At 71.3% G+C, this 19,172-nt stretch carries 19 protein-coding genes; 3 read left to right on the forward strand and 16 right to left on the reverse strand.

Annotated features, from left to right (window positions below; genetic code table 11):
- Positions 1–14: 14 nt before the first annotated feature.
- From KV100_RS07700 to KV100_RS07750, 11 genes are all read right to left on the reverse strand, one after another.
- Entirely contained in the window at positions 15–617 is a 603-nt protein-coding gene (locus KV100_RS07700) for a hypothetical protein (protein WP_220342252.1), read from the reverse strand.
- A gap of 64 nt (positions 618–681) precedes the next feature.
- Complete coding sequence (locus KV100_RS07705) at positions 682–1,164, reverse strand: DUF3180 domain-containing protein (protein WP_220342253.1); 483 nt, start codon at positions 1,162–1,164, stop codon at positions 682–684.
- Between the two features lie 5 nt (positions 1,165–1,169).
- Complete coding sequence (gene folK / locus KV100_RS07710) at positions 1,170–1,733, reverse strand: 2-amino-4-hydroxy-6-hydroxymethyldihydropteridine diphosphokinase (RefSeq protein WP_220342254.1); 564 nt, start codon at positions 1,731–1,733, stop codon at positions 1,170–1,172.
- Positions 1,730–2,107, reverse strand: a complete 378-nt coding sequence (gene folB / locus KV100_RS07715; RefSeq protein ID WP_220342255.1) for a dihydroneopterin aldolase — start codon at positions 2,105–2,107, stop codon at positions 1,730–1,732. The genes folK and folB overlap by 4 nt, the downstream gene beginning before the upstream one ends.
- Entirely contained in the window at positions 2,104–2,508 is a 405-nt protein-coding gene (locus KV100_RS07720) for a nuclear transport factor 2 family protein (RefSeq protein WP_301022113.1), read from the reverse strand. The genes folB and KV100_RS07720 overlap by 4 nt, the downstream gene beginning before the upstream one ends.
- Entirely contained in the window at positions 2,501–3,355 is an 855-nt protein-coding gene (folP, locus tag KV100_RS07725) for a dihydropteroate synthase (protein WP_255565923.1), read from the reverse strand. The genes KV100_RS07720 and folP overlap by 8 nt, the downstream gene beginning before the upstream one ends.
- Positions 3,355–3,960: a GTP cyclohydrolase I FolE gene (gene folE, locus KV100_RS07730; protein WP_220342257.1), complete on the reverse strand. Its 606-nt coding sequence runs from the start codon at positions 3,958–3,960 to the stop codon at positions 3,355–3,357. The genes folP and folE overlap by 1 nt, the downstream gene beginning before the upstream one ends.
- Before the next feature lies 1 nt (position 3,961).
- The gene (gene ftsH / locus KV100_RS07735; protein ID WP_220342258.1) at positions 3,962–6,004 is read right to left on the reverse strand and encodes an ATP-dependent zinc metalloprotease FtsH; all 2,043 of its coding nucleotides are present in this window, start codon (positions 6,002–6,004) and stop codon (positions 3,962–3,964) included.
- Between the two features lie 186 nt (positions 6,005–6,190).
- A complete protein-coding gene (gene hpt / locus KV100_RS07740; protein WP_220342259.1) occupies positions 6,191–6,751 on the reverse strand; it encodes a hypoxanthine phosphoribosyltransferase in 561 nt (186 codons plus the stop codon).
- A 23-nt stretch (positions 6,752–6,774) separates the two neighbouring features.
- Positions 6,775–7,779 (reverse strand): tRNA lysidine(34) synthetase TilS, encoded by a 1,005-nt coding sequence (gene tilS, locus KV100_RS20120; RefSeq protein WP_220342260.1) that lies wholly within the window; start codon positions 7,777–7,779, stop codon positions 6,775–6,777.
- 10 nt (positions 7,780–7,789) lie between these two features.
- Complete coding sequence (locus KV100_RS07750) at positions 7,790–8,872, reverse strand: zinc-dependent metalloprotease (protein ID WP_255558998.1); 1,083 nt, start codon at positions 8,870–8,872, stop codon at positions 7,790–7,792.
- A 114-nt stretch (positions 8,873–8,986) separates the two neighbouring features.
- Between KV100_RS07750 and KV100_RS07755 the strand changes: the two genes are divergently transcribed.
- On the forward strand, positions 8,987–10,600 hold the full coding sequence (locus KV100_RS07755; protein WP_220342261.1) for a DASS family sodium-coupled anion symporter: 1,614 nt from the start codon (positions 8,987–8,989) through the stop codon (positions 10,598–10,600).
- 7 nt (positions 10,601–10,607) lie between these two features.
- Entirely contained in the window at positions 10,608–11,666 is a 1,059-nt protein-coding gene (locus KV100_RS07760) for a tartrate dehydrogenase (protein ID WP_220342262.1), read from the forward strand.
- Here the strand turns inward: KV100_RS07760 and dacB are convergent.
- Positions 11,656–13,134 (reverse strand): D-alanyl-D-alanine carboxypeptidase/D-alanyl-D-alanine-endopeptidase, encoded by a 1,479-nt coding sequence (gene dacB / locus KV100_RS07765; protein ID WP_220342263.1) that lies wholly within the window; start codon positions 13,132–13,134, stop codon positions 11,656–11,658. The genes KV100_RS07760 and dacB overlap by 11 nt on opposite strands.
- 10 nt (positions 13,135–13,144) lie before the next feature.
- Positions 13,145–14,809, reverse strand: coding sequence for a bifunctional UDP-sugar hydrolase/5'-nucleotidase (locus tag KV100_RS20125; RefSeq protein WP_220342264.1), 1,665 nt, complete (start codon positions 14,807–14,809; stop codon positions 13,145–13,147).
- 155 nt (positions 14,810–14,964) lie between these two features.
- Here KV100_RS20125 and KV100_RS07775 point away from each other — a divergent pair, with 155 nt between their 5' ends.
- A complete protein-coding gene (locus KV100_RS07775; protein WP_220342560.1) occupies positions 14,965–15,474 on the forward strand; it encodes an inorganic diphosphatase in 510 nt (169 codons plus the stop codon).
- A gap of 101 nt (positions 15,475–15,575) precedes the next feature.
- On the opposite strand, the gene KV100_RS07780 is transcribed toward KV100_RS07775, so the two are convergent.
- The 3 genes from KV100_RS07780 to KV100_RS07790 form a co-directional block, all read right to left on the reverse strand.
- The gene (locus KV100_RS07780) at positions 15,576–16,856 is read right to left on the reverse strand and encodes a C40 family peptidase (protein ID WP_220342265.1); all 1,281 of its coding nucleotides are present in this window, start codon (positions 16,854–16,856) and stop codon (positions 15,576–15,578) included.
- Positions 16,857–16,930: 74 nt separating this feature from the next.
- Entirely contained in the window at positions 16,931–18,559 is a 1,629-nt protein-coding gene (gene pgm / locus KV100_RS07785) for a phosphoglucomutase (alpha-D-glucose-1,6-bisphosphate-dependent) (RefSeq protein ID WP_220342266.1), read from the reverse strand.
- Positions 18,560–18,669: 110 nt separating this feature from the next.
- The gene (locus tag KV100_RS07790; RefSeq protein ID WP_220342267.1) at positions 18,670–19,077 is read right to left on the reverse strand and encodes a hypothetical protein; all 408 of its coding nucleotides are present in this window, start codon (positions 19,075–19,077) and stop codon (positions 18,670–18,672) included.
- Between the last annotated feature and the right edge of the window lie 95 nt (positions 19,078–19,172).

Genomic DNA, 19,172 nt, shown 5'->3' on the forward strand with positions numbered 1-19,172 from the left:
GCCGCGAGAGCCGGTCAGGCTTCCTTGGCCTCGGGCAACGTCGCCTCGTCCGCCGGAGCGACGTGCTCTGGCGCGTCGTCGGCCGCCTGCGCGCGAGCGGCGGCAGTCGCCTCCCAGCTGAGCAGGTCGACGATGGTGGGGACGTCGGCGCCGTCCCACAGCGTCATGGTCGAGGGCGCCGGCTCCTCGAGCTCTCCGCGCAGCGCCTCCACCTCACGCTGCAGGAGCTTGCGCTGAGCGTCGGTCTCCTCGGTGCGCGCCTCGGCGAGCCGAAGGGTGCCGTTGAGCTCCGCGATCCGCTTGGTCGTGATCGAGAGGGTCTCGTTGACCGCCTCGACGAACTCCATGTTCTCGCGGGTGCGGTCGATGGTGATGTCACGGTAGGCCTGAGCCTGCTCGGCGCGGTCCTTGAACCACTCGCGGCGCGTCTCCATCACCTCGTCGGCGACCACGCGCGCGGCCACCGCTCCGACGACGACCGCCGTGATCGCCGCCGCGATCAGTGTCCCCTGCGAGGCTGTCACCACCGCAACCGCAACGAACGCGGCAGAGGCCGTGAGGAACATGCTTGCGACGAGGATGCGCGTGGAGCGCTGACGGCGGCGATCGTGGGACATGGCAGAACAGTACGCTACGACTACGCCGCCGCAGGCGACCGACACCGCCGCGACGAGAGCGGTCTCAGGCCTGGGCCGGAGCGTCCTCGTCGTCGTCGTCCTTGGGCACCTCGCAGGCACGCTCGAGCGTGAGCGCCGCGGCCAGCGCGAGGAGTGCCGCCACGGCGGCTGCGGCGGAGTGGACGACGCGCTCACGGGGCAGCGCCAGCTCCATGTCGCCGGCGAAGGACAGCGCGAAACCGACGTAGTAGCCGGCGATCAACGCGGTCACGATCGCCGACGCCTTGGCCAGGGCGAGCAGCCGCAGGGCGCGTGTCGGGTGCATCGTGCGGCGCTCGCGGTGCAGCGACTGGAAGGTCGTCCAGGCGAGGAACGCGAGCGCGCCGGCGAGGAAGAGCATCGTGCCGGCGGCGACCCACGACACCGTGGGCGCAGGCTCGCCACGCCACTCGACGAACGGCCGTAACCCTCGCCCGACCGCGAGACCGACGACTCCCAGGACGGCGAGCTGGACCGGCGACGACCGGCGGAGCGGACGGGGAGGCATCGGCGTCAGAGGAGGATCTCGAGGTCCTCGCGCCGCCTCACGCCGGAGGTGTCGAGGCCCTGGGCGAGGTCGACGACGAAGCCCTTGCCGGGGATCTCACCCTCGAGGTCGAGCTCGAGCCACGGCATCAGCACGAACGCGCGCTCGTGGGCCCGCGGGTGCGGCAGCGTGAGGCGCTCGTCCTTCGCGACGCGGTCACCGACCACGATGAGGTCGACGTCGAGCGTGCGAGGTGCGTTCTTCTCACCGCGCTCGCGGCCGAACGCGTCCTCGATCGCGAGGCAGCGGTCGAGCAGCGTGTGCACGGTGAGGGTGGTGTCGATGAGCACGACGAGGTTGAGGAAGTTGCGCGAGCCCTCGGGCGCGTCGACGGGCTCGGTCTCGTACACCGACGACACGGAGACGATGGTGACGCCGGGGGTGTCCGCGAGCGCCGCGACGGCGCCCTGCACGCTGTTGAGCCGCTCTCCCAGATTTGACCCGACAGCGATCACGGCCTGCCGGATCGGGCGCATGCCTCCGGTCATCGTGTCGGCATCAGGCATGTGCGGGTTGGGCGTCTCGGTCACGTACGGCTCCGCTCTATCGTCACGGCGACATCGGAGAACGTCACCGCTATCGGTGCATCGGGCTTGTGGACCGTGACGCTCGCCCACCGCACCGGCTCGAAGCCGAAGCAGATCCGCAGGATCCGGAGCGCGAGCGTCTCGATCAGGTCCACCGGGTCCGACGCGATGGCGTCCGCGACCCGTTCCGACAACGTACCGTAGTGAACCGACGCGGCTAAGTCCCCGGTCTCCCCCGCGGGCGAGAGATCGAGCGCGAGCACGACGTCGACGACGAACCGCTGCCCGTGCTCGCGCTCGTGCGGCAGCACTCCGTGGTAGCCGTACGCCTCGATGCCCGTGACGGTGATCCGGTCCAGGTCTGGCGGCATGGTCATCCCTCCATCAACGGGCCCGAGTGGTGCGACCACAGCTTCCACCCGACCGGTGTCTCGACCAGCACGTCGGTCGCGACGCCGCGCCCTCCCGCGAAGACCGTGGGCGCCTCGCCCGCCGCCTCCGACAGGACGTTCTCGGTGCAGGAGACGACGGCCACGCTGCCGCGTCGGAGAACGCTGACGTCGGTGAGGATGAACTGGATGTAGCCCACGTTGGCCATGAGCATCGCGAACGAACGCACGATCGTGGGTGTGCCGAGGATCGCCTCCGCCCCCGGGTGGACGCACACGGTCTCGTCGCCGGGCAGCCACAGCGACGTCATGAGGTCCAGGTCGCCGTGCTCGATCGCGTCGTAGAAGGCCTGGTGCGTGCGGAGCACGGGGTCGGGCTGGTCAGCCACGGCGCCACCGTTCTGCGACGCGGACCGCGTCGGCGTTGTCGGGAACTTCATGGACACGGATCGCCCAGGCGCCGGCGGCCGCTGCCAGCGCCGTGACAGCCAGGGTGGCGGCCTCGCGGTGCAGCGGGTCTCGCAGGACGCCGTCGGGCTCGGCGAGCAGCTCGCCCAGGAACCGCTTGCGGCTCGCGGCCACGAGGAGCGGGTAGCCCAGGTCGGCGAAGGCGGCGAGGTGGGACAGGACGGTCCAGTTCTGGTCCCCCCGCTTGGAGAAGCCGATGCCGGGGTCGACGACGACCTGCTCCGGGCGCACGCCGGCGGCGAGCGCGGCCTCGACCGAACGGCGCAGCTCGGCGACCACGTCGGGGACGAGGTCGGCGTACGCCGTCGCGTCCTCGTCCTGCATCCGCGCCGAGTGACCTCGCCAGTGCATGACGACGTACGGAACACCCGTACGGGCCGCGACCTGGAGGATGTCCGGGTCGGCGAGGCCGCCGGACACGTCGTTGATGATGCGCGCGCCGGCAGCGACCGCACGCTCGGCGACCTCGGCGCGCATGGTGTCGACGGAGACCACCACACCGCGCTCGGACAACGCCCGCACGACCGGCTCGACACGGGCCAGCTCGGTGGCGGCGTCGACGCGCTGTGCTCCGGGGCGGGTCGACTCGCCACCGACGTCGACGATGTCGGCGCCGGACTCCACGAGGGCGATGCCGCGGCGGACCGCGTCCTCGGCGTCGAGCCACCGCCCACCGTCGGAGAAGGAGTCGGGCGTCACGTTGACCACGCCCATCACCTGGCATCGGCCGGCATCGGGCAGCAACGGCACGGCACGTCGCTCGAACATCAGCCGCCCTTGATGAGCGCCATCGCCTCGGCCCGGGTCGCCGGATCACGCAGCTGACCGCGCACCGCGCTGGTGACCGTCTTGGCTCCGGGCTTGCGGACCCCACGCATCGTCATGCAGAGGTGCTCCGCCTCGAGCTGCACGATCACCCCGAGGGGACGCAAGGTGTTGGTGAGTGCGTCGGCGATCTGTGTGGTCAGCCGCTCCTGCACCTGCGGGCGACGGGCGAAGATGTCGACCAGGCGCGCGAGCTTGGACAGCCCGACCACGCGCCCGTCGCTGGCGGGGATGTAGCCGATGTGCGCGACACCGGTGAACGGAACCAGGTGGTGCTCGCACATCGACCACAGCTCGATGTCCTTCACCAGGATGAGCTCCTCGTGGTCGACCGCGAAGGTGCGTGACAGCACCTCCGCCGGGTCGTGCCGCATGCCGGCAAAGATCTCCTCGTACGCCCGGGCGACCCGCGCGGGTGTGTCCTGGAGCCCGTCTCGGCCAGGATCCTCACCGATCGCGATCAGCAGCTCGCGGACCGCCGCCTCGGCCCGCGCCGCGTCGAACGTCGGGAGCGACCTCGTCGGCTCGTCGCCGCCGGACTCCGCCACCTCAGCGGTCTCCGGGAGACGGCGGCTCGGGAGTGCCTCCCGTCGGGTCGGCACCCGGGCCGTGGATGTCGGTCCCACCCTGACCCGGGGCGAGCACGATCGTGCCCTCCTCCGAGTCACGCTCCGGCTCGTGGCCGTTGATCTCCTTGGGCGAGATCACCGGTGGGAGCGTGGAGGGCTTGCGCGTCTCCGAGCCGGTCCAGGGAGGACGCGGCGGACGACGACGCAGCGGCTCGAAGATGCGCGCGACCGACTCCTTGTCGAGCGTCTCGCGCTCGAGGAGCTCGAGGACCAGGGCGTCGAGCACGTCGCGGTTGTCGGCGAGGATGTCGAACGCCTCCTGGTGGGCGAACGAGATGAACTTGGTCACCTCTTCGTCGACGATCGCCGCAAGCTCCTCGGAGTAGTTGCGCGAGTGCCCGATGTCGCGACCGAGGAACGGCTCGGAGTTGTTCTCGCCGAGACGGACCGCGCCGATCCGCTCGGTCATGCCGTACTGCGTCACCATCGCGCGGGCGAGGTTCGTCGCCTTCTCGATGTCGTTGGCCGCACCGGTGGTCGGATTGTGGAAGACGAGCTCCTCGGCGGCACGGCCGCCCATCATGTACGCGAGCGCGTCGAGCATCTCTGCCCGCGTCTGGCTGTACTTGTCCTCGTCCGGCAGCACCATCGTGTAACCCAGGGCACGGCCACGCGGAAGGATCGTGATCTTGTGCACCGGGTCGCTGCCGGGGAGTGCCGCGGCGACGAGAGCGTGCCCGCCCTCGTGGTAGGCGGTGATCTTGCGCTCGTGCTCGCTCATCAGGCGGGTGCGCTTCTGCGGACCGGCGACGACCCGGTCGATCGCCTCGTCGAGCGTCGCGTTGTCGATCAGGGCGTCGGACTGGCGCGCGGTGAGCAGAGCCGCCTCGTTGAGCACGTTGGCGAGGTCGGCGCCGGAGAAGCCGGGCGTGCGTCGCGCGACGGACTGGAGGTCGACGTCGGCAGCCAGCGGCTTGCCGCGGGAGTGCACCGTGAGGATCTGCAGACGGCCCTTGAGGTCGGGGGCCTCGACGGCGATCTGGCGGTCGAAGCGTCCGGGGCGCAGGAGCGCGGGATCGAGCACGTCGGGACGGTTGGTCGCCGCGATGAGGATGACGCCACCCCGCACGTCGAAGCCGTCCATCTCGACCAGAAGCTGGTTGAGGGTCTGCTCGCGCTCGTCGTGACCGCCGCCGAGACCGGCACCACGGTGACGACCGACGGCGTCGATCTCGTCGATGAAGACGATCGCGGGAGCATTCTCCTTGGCCTGCTCGAACAGGTCGCGGACACGGCTCGCGCCGACGCCGACGAACATCTCGACGAAGTCGGAGCCGGAGATCGAGTAGAACGGCACCGCCGCCTCGCCGGCCACGGCACGCGCGAGGAGCGTCTTGCCGGTGCCGGGCGGACCGTAGAGGAGGACGCCCTTGGGGATCTTGGCGCCGACCGCCTGGAACTTCTGCGGGTCGGAGAGGAACTCCTTGATCTCGCCGAGCTCCTCCACCGCCTCGTCGGCCCCGGCGACGTCGGCGAAGGTCGTCTGAGGCGTGTCCTTGGCGATGAGCTTGGCCTTGGACTTGCCGAACTGCATCACGCGGCCGCCGCCGCCCTGCATGGAGTTCATCAGGAAGATGAAGAGGAGGAAGATCAGCGCGAACGGGAGCAGGAGGCCCAGCAGGTTGCCGAGGAAGCTCGGCTTGGGGATCTGCACGTCGTACGTCTTCATCTCCTTGTCGGAGACGCTCTGGTCGGCGAGCTTGCGCAGCTGGTTGCCCTGGTTGCCGAGCCAGTTGGCGCGCACCTTCTTGTCGTCGTCGAGCGTGGCACGGATCTCGTTGTCACCGGCCCCGACGAACGTGGCCTCCGAGACCTTGCCCTGCTCGAAGTAACGGACCATGGTCGCGGTCTTGACCTCTTGGTAGCCGTTGTTCGACGACACGATCTGGAGCAGCGCGAGCACCGCGATGACACTGATGATGATCCAGAGCCACGGGCCCTTGAAGATGCGTTTGACGTCCATGATCCGAGGCCGCGCCTCGCTCCTCCTGCGTAGGGATGCGTACGGTGAACGACGTTACACGCCTCGACCACGGCGGCCGGACGACTCGTGTCCCCAGGTGCTTCAACGATCGGCACCCTGGCTCATGTTCCCAGAACGGCCGATCACGTGTCCCGGACTACCCCGCACACGGGGCGAGGAGGTGCGTCAGGAGGAGTAGACGTGCGGCGCCAGGGTGGCGATGTCGCGCAGGTTGCGGTAGCGCTCGTCGTAGTCCAGGCCGTATCCCACGACGAAGGCGTTGGGGATGTCGAACCCGACGTACTTCACGTCGACGGCCATCTTCAGGGCCTCCGGCTTGCGCAGCAGGGTGCAGATCTCCACCGACGCCGGCTTGCGCGAGCGCAGGTTGGAGGTGAGCCACGACAGGGTCAGACCGGAGTCGATGATGTCCTCCACGATCAGCACGTGGCGGTCGGTGAGATCGGTGTCGAGGTCCTTGAGGATCCGGACGACGCCCGACGACGTCGTGCCCGAGCCGTACGAGGAGACGGCCATCCAGTCCATCTCGACGTCGCGGTCGAGAGCCCGCGCGAGGTCGGCCATGACCATCACTGCGCCCTTGAGGACGCCGACGAGGAGCAGCTGCTGCCCCTCGTAGTCGCGCGTCACCTCGGCGGCGAGCTCACGAAGCCGGGCCTGGATGTCGGCCTCGGAGATGAAGGTCTGGTCGAGCGCGAGGTCGCCCTCGATCTGCGATGCGTCCACGTGACCAGCGTGACACAGACGGCTCAGCCGCAGGTGCTCGGCCTCCGGAACTCCAGGGCGCCTGCGGCGCGGATCACAGCGACCCCGCCCGGCAGCGCCGGGCCGCCCTGGCCCCGCCACCGCGTGACGAGACCCTCGACGTCGGCGACGTGGGCGGCCGTGAGGTCTCCCGCCGGGCAGCCGGCGTCGATGGCGACAGCGCGCAGGACGCGAGTCCGCATCGCCCGGGGCAGCGCGGCCAGGCCGGCGACGTCCAGACCGCCGTCGGGCCGCGAGACCTCCTGACGTGCGTGGACGGCCAGACCGTCGAGCAGGTCGGCGTCGTCACGGAGCAGGTCGGCGCTGCGCGCCAGCGCCCCGCTGATGCCGGGGCCGAGGGCCCTCTCGACGACCGGCAGCACGTCGTGCCGCACGCGCACCCGGGCGTACCGCTCGTCCCCGTTGTGCGGGTCGTCCCACCAGGTCATCCCCGAGGCACGGCAGACCGCCTCGGTGTCGGCGCGCGTGAGCGTGAGGAGCGGACGCCGCCACGGGTCGGCGCGGGGCGCCATGCCCGCCAGCGAACGCGCGCCGGACCCTCGGGCGAGCCCGAGCAGCACGGTCTCGGCCTGGTCGTCACGCGTGTGCGCCAGCAGGACGGCTGCGCACCCGTGCCGGTGCGCAGACGATGCGAGCGCAGCACGGCGCGCGGACCGGGCGGCGGACTCCTGCCCACCGGAGCGACCCACCTCGACCGCCTCCACGTCCGCCTCCAGCCCGAGCTGCCGTACGACGTCCGCGGCGTCGCGAGCCACGCTCGCCGAACCCTCCTGAAGCCCGTGGTCGACGACCAGAGCACGCGCGCAGAGGCCTCGACGGGGCGCGACGAACGCGGTCAGCGCCGCCAGCGCGAGCGAGTCGGCTCCCCCCGACACCCCGAGGAGGACCCCCGTGCCCGGGGCGAGGTCGTCGAGAGCATCGGCGACCGCACGTCGTCCGCGGGCGACCGCCGCGTCGAGCCGACCCTTCCCGCGCGGCGCGCCCTCCACGGGGACGCCCTCAGCCGTGGACCCGCGCGACCCAGAGATCGGGCTTCTCGATCTCGGCCGCGGACGGGAGGTTCTCGGGCGCCGCCCACACCGCGTCGAAGCCGTCGCGCCCGACCTGCTTCTCGACCGTACGGACGAACGCGGCGCCGTCGCGGTACTGACGCATCTTGGCGTCGAGCCCGAGGACCTGGCGCACGATGCGGTCCAGCGGCCCACCGCTCCCGCGCCGCTTCTCGAAGCGCTTGCGGATCTGCGCGACCGAGGGGATCACCGACGGGCCGACGCCGTCCATGACGACGTCGGCGTGTCCCTCGAGCAGCGACATGACGCCGGTCACCTTGTCCACCACTTCACGCTGCTGGTCGTTCTGGAGCACCTCGATCAGGGAGACGCGCTCGCCCTTGACCATCCGGCCGGCCGCCTTGCCGAGCTCGCCGAGCGACCGCGAGACACCCTCGGGGTCCATGTCGGTGGCGTCGACGAGCTGGTCGATCAGCCCCTGGACGTGCGCACGCATCCACGGCACGGCGGTGAACTGGACCCGGTGGGTCTCCTCGTGCAGGCACACCCACAGGCGGAAGTCGTGCGGGTCGACGTCAAGCTCGCGCTCGACGTGGACGACGTTGGGCGCCACCAGGAGGAGGCGGCCGCCGACCGGCACCCCGTCGGCGCCGGCGGGAGCGGTGAAGAACGGGTCGAACTGACCGAGGACCTTGGTGGAGAGGAACGCGAGCGCGGCCCCGAGCTCGGCCCCGGTGATCCGAGAGCCCACGGAGCGACCGATCCGGCCTGGCGTCTGCCCGCGGTCGGCCGCCGCACGCGACGCCTTCGTCAGCATCGGAGCGAGCACGACCTCGAAGGACGCGACGTTGGCCGCGATCCATCCCGGCCGGTCGACGACCAGGATCGGGGCGCTGGCCGCGGTCGCGGACAGCCCTGTGAACTCCCGGACCGAACCCTCCGAGCGGGCCGCCCCCTCACGCAGCTCGGCGACGGCGTCAGCTGCCTCGGCGCCGGCGACCTCCGGGCCCGTACGCGTCATGCGTACGGCCGTGGCGAGCGCGAAGTCCCAGTCGATCATGCTCTGCGTCATGCGCCGAGCCTACGCGGCTGTCCTCACTCACGAAGGGAGACGTTTTGTGACAGTGTGATCCCGGTAACACCGACTGCGTACCGACGACGCCCTGCCGACCCCAGGAGAGATGCCATGAGCACCGTCGACCGCGAGCCTGGTTCGAACACCACCGACGTGGACCAGGCATTCCTCGGGAGCGCCACCTACCGCAGTCTCGGCGAGCAACGCCTGTCACCGCAGGAGGAGCGGTTCGAGAAGGCGCGACGCACCTCCGGTCTCGCGCTCGCGCCGCTCGCCACGATCGTCATGCTGCTGATCCCGTTCGACCTCCCCGACCAGCAGCACAAGCTGGCCGCGGTCCTCGTCGGCGTCGTGATCCTGTGGGTCACCGAGGCGGTCCCGATCCCGGTCGGCGGCTTCATCGGCATCGCCGCGATCGTGCTGATCGGCGTCGTCCCGGCTGACGACGCGCTGGCGCCGTTCGGTTCGTCGACCGTCTTCACGTTCATCGGTGCCTTCATCCTCGCCCAGGCGATGCTCAAGCACGGGCTGGCGAAGCGGTTCGCGATGTTCGTGCTCAACCTGCCCGGCGTGGGGACGTCCACGACGCGGGTCATCATCGCGTTCGGCGCCATCACCTGTCTGCTCTCGGCCTTCGTCTCCAACACCGCCACGGTGGCGATGCTGCTCCCGACGGCCATCGGCATCCTGACCGTCATCGCGAAGCTCATGCAGTCCCAAGGCATCGTCGAGGAGGACTTCGATCCCCTGCGGCTCCGGGTCGGCGCGGCGCTGATGCTGATGCTGGCCTACGGCGCGAGCGTCGGTGGGCTGCTGACCCCGGTCGGGTCCCCGCCCAACCTCATCGGCCGCGGCCTGATCGAGGAGGCGACCGGGGAGACCATCGCGTTCCTCGACTGGATGCTGCTCGCGATCCCGGTCTGCGCCCTGATGTTCGTCGCGCTGGCCGTCGTCCTCCTCCTGGTGAACCGGCCCGAGATCAAGCGCCTGGAGGGCGTCGACGAGTGGGTCCGCGCCGAGAAGGCCGAGCTCGGTCCCCTCTCGCGCGCGGAGAAGAACACCCTCCTCGCCTTTGTCGTCACCGTCTCGCTGTGGATCCTGCCGGGCATCGTGGCGCTGGTGGCCGGCACCGAGTCGGGGACGTACGAGACAGTCTCCGACCGCCTCGACGAGGGCGTCGTCGCGGTGCTGGGCGCCTCGCTGCTGTTCCTGCTGCCCACCGACTGGGCCAACCGTGAGTTCACCCTCCGCTGGAGCGACGCCACCAAGATCGACTGGGGCACCGTCGTCCTCTTCGGCACCGGCATCATCTTCGGATCGCTGCTCGCCTCGACCGGCCTGGCCGAGACGATCGGCAACGGGGCCTACAACTGGCTGGGTCTGAGCAGCGCGGTCCTCCTCACCGCCTTCGCGGTGGTGCTCGCGATCGCGGTCTCGGAGACCACGAGCAACACGGCGTCGGCGGCGGTCGTGGTCCCGATCATCATTCCGATCGCGATGGCGGCCGACGTGAACCCGTTCGTCCCCGCGCTGGCGGCGACGTTCGCGGCGTCGTTCGGCTTCATGCTCCCGGTGTCGACGCCGCAGAACGCGATCGTCTACGGCTCCGGCGTGGTCCCGATCACGCGGATGATCCGTTCGGGCATCTCGTTCGACGTCATCGGCGCGATCCTCATCATCGTCATCCTGCCGTTGATGATCTCGGTGCTCGGGCTGGGCACCTGAGCCGACGATGACGCAGCAGATCGCGGTGATCCCGGGCGACGGGATCGGGCCGGAGGTCATCAGCGCCACCCGCACGGCGCTCGACGCGGTCGCACGGTCGCACGGGCTGGACCTCGCGTACGACACCTTCGACTGGTCGTGCCGCCGCTATCTGGAGCAGGGCGCGATGATGCCCGCGGACGGGCTGGACCTGCTCCAGCCGTACGACGCGATCCTGCTGGGCGCCGTCGGGTGGCCCGGTGTTCCCGACCACGTGTCGCTGTGGGGGTTGCTCATCCCGATCCGGCGGACCTTCCGGCAGTACGTGAACCTGCGCCCGGTGGCGGTGCTCGACGGCGTCGACAGTCCGCTGCGCGACGTCCGCGCCGGTGACGTCGACCTGGTGGTGGTCCGCGAGAACGTCGAGGGCGAGTACAGCGAGATCGGTGGCCGGCACAACCGGGGCTTCCCCGACGAGATGGCGGTGCAGGAGTCGGTGTTCACGCGTGCGGGCGTGACGCGCGTCGTGGACTATGCCTTCGAGCTCGCCCGTGCCCGCAGCGGCTACCTCACGTCGGCGACCAAGAGCAACGGCATCGTGCACACGCTCCCGTTCTGGGACGAGGTGGTGGCCGAACGTGCCGAACGGTTCGGCGACGTGCGCTGGGATGCCGAGCACATCGACGCGCTCGCCGCGAAGCTCGTGCTCGAGCCCGGGCGGTTCGACGTGATCGTGGGCTCCAACCTCTTCGGCGACATCCTCAGCGACCTCGCGGCCGCGGTGGCAGGCAGCATCGGCGTCGCGCCGTCGGCGAACCTCGACCCGACCCGGACGTTCCCCTCGATGTTCGAGCCGGTGCACGGCTCGGCTCCCGACATCGCGGGCCGGGGAGTCGCCGACCCGGTCGGCGCTCTGTGGTCCGCGGCGATGATGCTCGACCACCTCGGTCACGAGGAAGCCGGGGCCGACCTCCTGGCCGCGGTGCGATCCACGGTCCGCTCGCCCGCGACCCGGACACCGGACCTCGGCGGGACGGCGCGCACGACCGAGGTCGCCGACGCGGTCGCCGCGGCGGTCAGCCGCTAGCGCAGGTGCAGGCCGACAGCCGGGCGGTGATCCGGTCCAGGGTCGTGCGCGCGTCGAGCGTCTTCGGGACCGGGACCCGGTCGGTCATCAGGACGAACCCGACGGGAGTGCCGTCACGCGTCGTCGTCGTGCCCGCCAGGCTGTGGACGCCGCTCAGCGTGCCGGTCTTGGCGCGGACGGCACCGAGCGCGGGCTCCGTCCCGGTCGCGGTGAACCGCGCGGCGAGGGAGCCGTTGAAACCGGCGACGGGATAGCGGTCGAACAGCTCCGAGCCCGAGGTGACCACCGCGAGCATCGACGCGAGGGTGACCCGGTTGCCGCGTGCGAGGCCGCTGCCGTCGTAGACGGTGTTGCCCTGCCACGGGATCCCCAGACCGCTCAGCACGGACTCGACCGCCTTCACGCCTCCCGCGAAGCTCGCCGGCTGGTCTTCGGCGAGCGCGATGTGGCGCAGCAGGACCTCGGCCGCCTGGTTGTCGCTGTTCTCGATGACCGACTGGACGATCTGTGCCACCGTCGCGCTGGTGATCGCAGCGAGCTCCTCCGACTCCACCGGCCGTGCTGCCTTCGCGACCGTCGAGACGGCGATGCCGCGGGCCCTCAGCTGCCGGGCGAAGACCTGCGCCGCCTGACGGTCCGGCTTGGCGCTGCGTCGCCATCCTTCCCTGCCCTGATCGACCCACAGGGCGCTGACCGGGGTGGTGACGAACGAGGTGATGTAGGTCGGCTCCCACGCCGGACTGACCGCCGGACCGGTGAAGAGCGACGGGTCATACCCCAGCGAGACCTCCGTGACGCCGTCGGCCTTCAGCGCGGCGGCGGTCCGGCGGGCGAGCTGGGCGAGTGACGCCTGCTGCGGGTACGACCCACGGGCCTCGGGGCCGGACGTAGCGGCCAGGTAGGGGTCGCCGCCGCCGACCAGGACGATGCGGGCGGGTGCCGGCGACGGTGCGTCGGTCGCCGGCGGGGCGGCGGTGCCGGGGGTGACCGACCCTCCGGTGCCGGTGCCGGTCGTGTCGTGCAGGACCGTCGTGCGGAAGCGGTGCTCGGCGCCGATCGACGTCACCGCCGCCAACGCGGTGAAGAGCTTCAGCGTCGACGCGGGCGCGAAGGTGCCGGTGCCCGAGGACCACACCTGCTTGCCCGTCGACAGGTCGGAGACGGCGAACCCGACGTGAGAGCCGAGCGCCTTGCGTCCGAGGAGCGGGCCGACCGCCTTCTGGACCGCGGCGGCGTCCAGCCCGGGGTCCGGTGCGGCAGCGAGGACCGGTCGGAGGGCGGGCGCGGGCGGGGTGTCGGGGACCGCGGCCCGCTCCGGCTGGCGTGCCTCGCAGGTGCCGTCCTCGCAGACCCACCGGTCGAGGTAGCCCAGGCCGTACGCCGCGACTCCGCCACCGGCGATCAGCAGCACGACCGCGAGCAGCAGGTAGGGCCACGCCCGGCCGGCCTCGGAAGTGCGCGATCGCATGCGGACGAGCCTATCCGGCGGGGGCGAACGTCAGTGGCGTCCCGGCGTGCACCAGCCGCCAGTGCGCGTGCGTCGAGGCGTACGCCGCACCCGCCGCGAGGTGGCGCTCCACCAGCGTCCGCAGTGAGTCGCAGACCTCGTGGACGACCGGCGCCTCGGCGACGTCGGGGTACGCCGCCGCACCCGAGGCGCGGTATCGGCTCACCACCACGTGCAGCGGCTGGTCGTCGGCGAGGGGCGCGCCGTCGTACGACAGCCCCGTGATCCGCCGGCCGACGGGCCGCGCGAGGTCGATGTCGTAGGTCACCGGTGCGTCGATCCCGTAGGCGACGTCGTAGTCGAAGTCCGGCGTCCCCAGCGGCGTACGAGGGGTGGGCGCGTTCGTGAGCGTGTCGGGGTCGTGATCCCCGGCGGTCGTCACGCCGTGGAAGAAGGCGGCGGCGTGCTCGAGGTGCGCCCTCAGGCGCCGTCCGTCCAGGGCGACCACCACGATGCCGCTGTCGAAGGTGCAGAGCGCCGCCACCTGACGGCGGCGTACCGGGCCGACCGCGATGGATGCGTGGCGGCTCGTGGGGCTCACGAGGCTGATGAGGGGCACGTCGGCATCTGCTCGGCGACGGGCGCCCTCGGCCTGGGCGCGGGCGACGAGCGCGAGTGCGTCGGTGGCTCGATAGCGCGCCGGCTCGGCATCGACGGCTGTGACCGCGTGCCCGACGATCTGCGCGCCCAGGGCCCGGACGTGGGTGTGCTGCGGCTCGACCAGCGAGACCACGGCCGGGTCCTCGGGGGATCGCGCGGTGTCGACGAGGCGTGCCCGCGAGTCCAGGACGCACCAGCGGCCGCCTCGGACGGTGAGGTCGAGCTCGACGACGGCGACGCGCATCCCCCAGCAGAGCGGCTCGGTCAGCACCACCGTACGGCCGTCCGGCCCGCGTTCGCGGTGTTCGGCGACCTCGACGTGCGCGTGCCCCGCCACGATCACGTCGATCCCCGAGACCTCGCGGGCCAGCGCGACGGCGGCGTTCTCGCGGGTCGCCGGCTCGACGATGCCGGAGTGGACGACGGCGACGACGACGTCCGCACCACGCCCGCGCACATCGTCGACCAACGGTCCGGCAGCGGTCACGAGGTCGTCGAACCGGAGCTGCGCCGCGACGTCGCGGTTCCACGTCGTCACCTGGGGAGTCGTGAGACCGATGATCCCGACGCGGACCACCGCGCCGCCCGCGAGCGGGACGTCCCGGACCAGGCCTCCCTCGAAGGCGGGGACCCCGGTCGCGGCGTCGCGGACGTTGCCGGCGAGGAGCGGCGCGTCGAGCTGCTCGCGCAACCTGGTGAGCGCGGCGACACCGTAGTCGAGCTCGTGGTTGCCGAGCGTCACGGCGTCGTAGCGGAGGTAGTTCATCGCCGCGGCCATCGGGTGGAGCGGCGGGTCGTCGTCGCGGAGGCGGCCGGAGTAGTGGTGCGCGAGCGCACTCCCCTCGAGCAGGTCGCCCGCGTCCACGAGCAGGGCGCCAGGGGCGTCCGCGCGGATGCGCTCGACGACCGAGGCGACCCGAGCGAGTCCGATGCCGTTGCCGTAGACGTCGGCGTACGGGGCGTCGGTGCCGTAGTCGAAATCGCGCACCTGCCCGTGCAGGTCGGTCGTCGCGACCACGGTGAGACGTGCGGTCACGGCCGGCACGTGGTGTTGCCCACGTCACAGTCGATCACCCGGTGTCCTGCCGTCTTGCGCACGTACGAGACACTAGACACGCCGTGCGTGTCGGGTCGGACCGGCCCGGACACCCGCGCACGAGCCGGTCGCCGAGAACCAATGGAGGAACAGTGCTGGAATTCGACGTCACGGTCGAGATCCCCAAGGGCGTACGCAACAAGTACGAGGTCGATCACAAGACCGGGCGGATCCGGCTGGACCGCACCCTGTTCACCTCCACGCAGTATCCGGCCGACTACGGCTTCATCGAGAACACCCTCGGCCAGGACACCGACCCGCTCGACGCACTCGTCCTGCTCTCCGCGCCGACGTTCCCCGGCTGCCTGATCCGCTGCCGCGCGATCGGCATGTTCCGGATGACCGACGAGGCCGGTGGCGACGACAAGGTCCTCTGCGTACCCGTCGGCGATCCCCGCCAGGAGCACCTGCAGGACATCCGTCACGTCCCCGAGTTCGACCGGCTGGAGATCCAGCACTTCTTCGAGGTCTACAAGGATCTCGAGCCCGGCAAGTCCGTCGAGGGCGCCGAGTGGGTCGGCCGTCGCGAGGCGGAGCTGGAGGTGGAGGCGTCGTTCAAGCGCGTCCACGAGCAGCCTGCCCACGACGAGGACGGCGAGCACTGATCGTCCGCTGAGACTGCACGGAGGCCGCTGATCCCTGACGGGGTCGGCGGCCTTCGTCGTTCTCGCGACCGGTGCGGAGGGAGAGTGTCTGCCGCCCGACCTCAGCGGATGCGGGCGGCGAGGTCCGGCCCGGTCCAGGAGTAGACCGACACGACCTGCACGCTCTTGCCCGGTCGCGGCGCCTCGACCATCCAGCCGTCGCCGAGGTAGAGCGCGACGTGGTGGATGGAGTCGGGGCCTCCGCGACTCCAGAAGAGCAGGTCGCCGCGGCGCGCGTCGGACAGCGCGATCGGCGTCGACGACGCGTACTGGGCGCCGCTGAAGTGCGGCAGGCTCTTGCCCGCGGCCTGCCAGGCTCGCATCGTCAGACCCGAGCAGTCCCAGGCGTTCGGGCCGGCGCCCGCCCACACGTAGGGCTCACCGACCTGGGCGAGCGCGAACTGGACCGCGGCCTCCACGCCCTTCGCCCGCTTGGGGGGCGTGGCTCCTGGCTGCGGCGCGGGCGCCGGGCCTGGCGCGGGCGCCGGGACGGCCGCGGGCGGCTCGTCGACGGTCGGCGGCAGCGAGGGGGCAGCAGCGGGTGGACGGTTGGCCTGCTCCTGAGCGGCCTGGGCCAGCTTCTCCAGCGCCCGCTGGCGCTTGCTGGCCACGGTGACGGAGATGCCTTCGGCGTGTGCGAGCTCGCGGATGAGCTGGTCGCGGTCGCGCTGGAGCGATGCCCGCGCCGCCGCGGCGGCGGCCACGGCCTTCTGGGCCTCCTGCTTCGCCGCCCTCGCGGCGTCGGCGGCGGTCTCGCGCGCGGCGACGGCGACGTCTGCGCGGCGCTTCAGCGCGATGGCGACCGCCTGCTTGGACTCGTACGTCGCGAGCGCGGCACGACTCGCGTCCCCGACGGAGTCGTACGCCGCGAGCTGGTGCAGCAGCGAGCTCGGCCCGTCGTCGGAGAAGAAGCTGCGGAGCCGGTTGTACGGCGCGCGTGCGGCGATCCCACCCACAGCCTGCCGCTCGACGGCGAGACGCTCCTGCTCGGCGGCCGTGGCGGCGGTCCTGGCGGCAGCCTGCGCGGCCTTCGCGGCGTGCTCGGCCTTCCTGAGGGCGTACTGGGCGCCGTTGTCCTTCTCTGCCGCCTCGGCCGCTCGCACCGCCAGGTCGTCGACCCGCTTGGTCGCCGCGGCGATGCGCGACCGGATCGCCGCCACCTGGTCGCCCTTGGCGACGACGTTCTGCTGGGCCTGCGCGACGGCCTCCGCGCTCGGGACCTCGTCGGCGTGGACGGCGGAGACGCCGGTCAGCGTCAAGGCGCCGGCGGCGAGCAGCGGCGCCGTACGGCGCCAGCGCAGGCGCCTCGGCGACACCGCGCGTCCCTCGTGCCCGAGCCCCACGTCGTCCCCCTGATGCGTTCTCGCAGACCAGCGTCGTCGCAGGTCAGCGACAGTTGCCGACCGTGCTGCGCACTCTACGTCAGAGCCTCGCTCACCACGGCTTTTGCTGCATCTTGGACCTCGGCCAGGTGCTCGGGTCCCCGGAAGGACTCTGCATAGATCTTGTAGACGTCCTCCGTGCCCGAGGGTCGGGCCGCGAACCACGACTGCTCCGTCTCCACCTTGATGCCGCCGATTGCCGCATCGTTGCCGGGCGCGTGGGAGAGCACGCGTGTGATCGGGTCTCCGGCGACCTCAGACGCGGTGATCGCGTCCGGATCGAGGGCAGCGAGACGCTTCTTCTCCTCGCGGGTCGCCGGAGAGTCGACCCGGGCGTAGGCCGGGTCACCGTGACGCGCGGTCAGTCCGGCGTAGTGCTGGCTCGCGCTCCGCCCTGTCACGGCCTGGATCTCGGCGGCCAGCAGGGCGAGCACGATGCCGTCCTTGTCCGTCGTCCACACCGAGCCGTCCTTGCGCAGGAACGACGCGCCTGCGCTCTCCTCGCCACCGAAGACGGCTGACCCCGCCAGCAGCGGGTCGACGAACCACTTGAAGCCGACCGGCACCTCGTACAGCGCCCGACCCGCGTCCGCGACGACGCGGTCGATCATGCGGGAGGAGACCACGGTCTTGCCGACCGCGGCCGCGGCGTCCCAGTCACGGTGCTCGGTGAGGTAGGCGACGGCGACCGCCAGGTAGTGGTTGGGGTTCATCAGGCCGGCGTCGGGGGTGACGATGCCGTGCCGGTCGGCGTCCGCGTCGTTGCCGGTCGCCACGTCGTAGCGCTCGCGCTGTGCGACCAGTGACGCCATCGCGTGCGGCGAGGAGCAGTCCATCCGGATCTTGCCGTCGTGGTCGAGCGTCATGAACCCCCACTGCGGGTCCACGGTGGAGTTGACCACCACGAGATCGAGCCCGTACTCCTCGCCGATCCGCCCCCAGTAGCCGACCGAGGCACCGCCGAGCGGGTCGGCTCCGATCCGTACGCCGGCCGAGGCGATCGCCTCCAGGTCGACGATCGATCCGAGGTCGTTGACGTAGTGGGTCAGGAAGTCGTATGTCTCGACACGGTCGCGGGTCTCGTCGGTGCTGGCGCGCCTCACCCCGCGGAGCCCGTCGCGGAGGAGCTCGTTGGCACGGTCCTGGATCCAGCCGGTGATGTCGGACCCGGCTGGGCCGCCGTGGGGCGGGTTGTACTTGAAGCCACCGTCGCGCGGCGGGTTGTGCGACGGCGTGACGACGATGCCGTCGACCTGCCCGTGAGCTCCGAGACCGTTGAGCCGCAGGATCGCGTGCGACACCGCCGGCGTCGGGGTGAAGCCGTTCTCGGCGTCGACGAGGGTGACCACGTCGTTGCCGATCAGCACCTCGAGCGCGGTCTGCCACGCCGGGTGCGAGAGGGCGTGGGTGTCCCTGCCGACCAGGATCGGGCCAGCGATGCCCGCGTGCGCGCGGTGCTCGACGATCGCCTGCGTCGTGGCCAGGATGTGGGCCTCGTTGAAGGCGCCGTCGAGACTCGAGCCCCGATGTCCGCTGGTGCCGAACGACACCTGCTGCGCCGGATCGTCGGGGTCGGGGGTCCGGTCGTAGTACGCCGTGGCGAGCGCGTCGAGATCGACCAGGTCCTTCGGCTCTGCCGGCGAGCCGGCGCGTGGATCCACCATGCGGCTCAGCCTAGAGGTGAGGGCAGGCCCCGGTCTCAGTCACGCGATCGGCCGATGGCCTCGACGCCCAGACCATCCATTTCCTCCAGTGGGAGGAGCGACAGGGCCACTCACGAACCGCTTGGGGAAAAGCGCGGTCCGCGCCGGCCGCGCCAGCGCAGCGACACGTCCGCGCCCACCGCCCGCAGACTGGCCGCGAGCGTGCTCGCCGTCTCCTCGGAGATGCGGATCGCGACCGCGACGCGGGTCCGGCCATTCCGCTCGAGAATCCTCGGGTGCAGATCGCAGCCGAGGCGCCGCGCCTCCTGCACGACCTCCTCCGGCCGATCACCCCAGTCGTCGACATACACCGTGACCGGCCCCGCAGGCTGCGGGGCCTGGCCGACGACCCCTTCCAGAACCCGTGCCCCCGCTCGCGCCACCCAGAAGACGGCCAACAGCAGGAGGAAGGTCCACACCATGTCAGGTAGGCGGTCTCGCCCGACCCAGAGCAGCGCCGTCCACACGAGCGCGATCACCAGAGAGCTGGAGCGACTCACGTGTATTTCCCGTCGGTCATCCCGTCTTCGATGACCGACGTACCTTTTTCGTACTTGTTCTTTCCCATGGGACG

It is taken from the genome of Mumia sp. zg.B21, from assembly GCF_019550855.1.
Lineage (GTDB): Bacteria > Actinomycetota > Actinomycetes > Propionibacteriales > Nocardioidaceae > Mumia.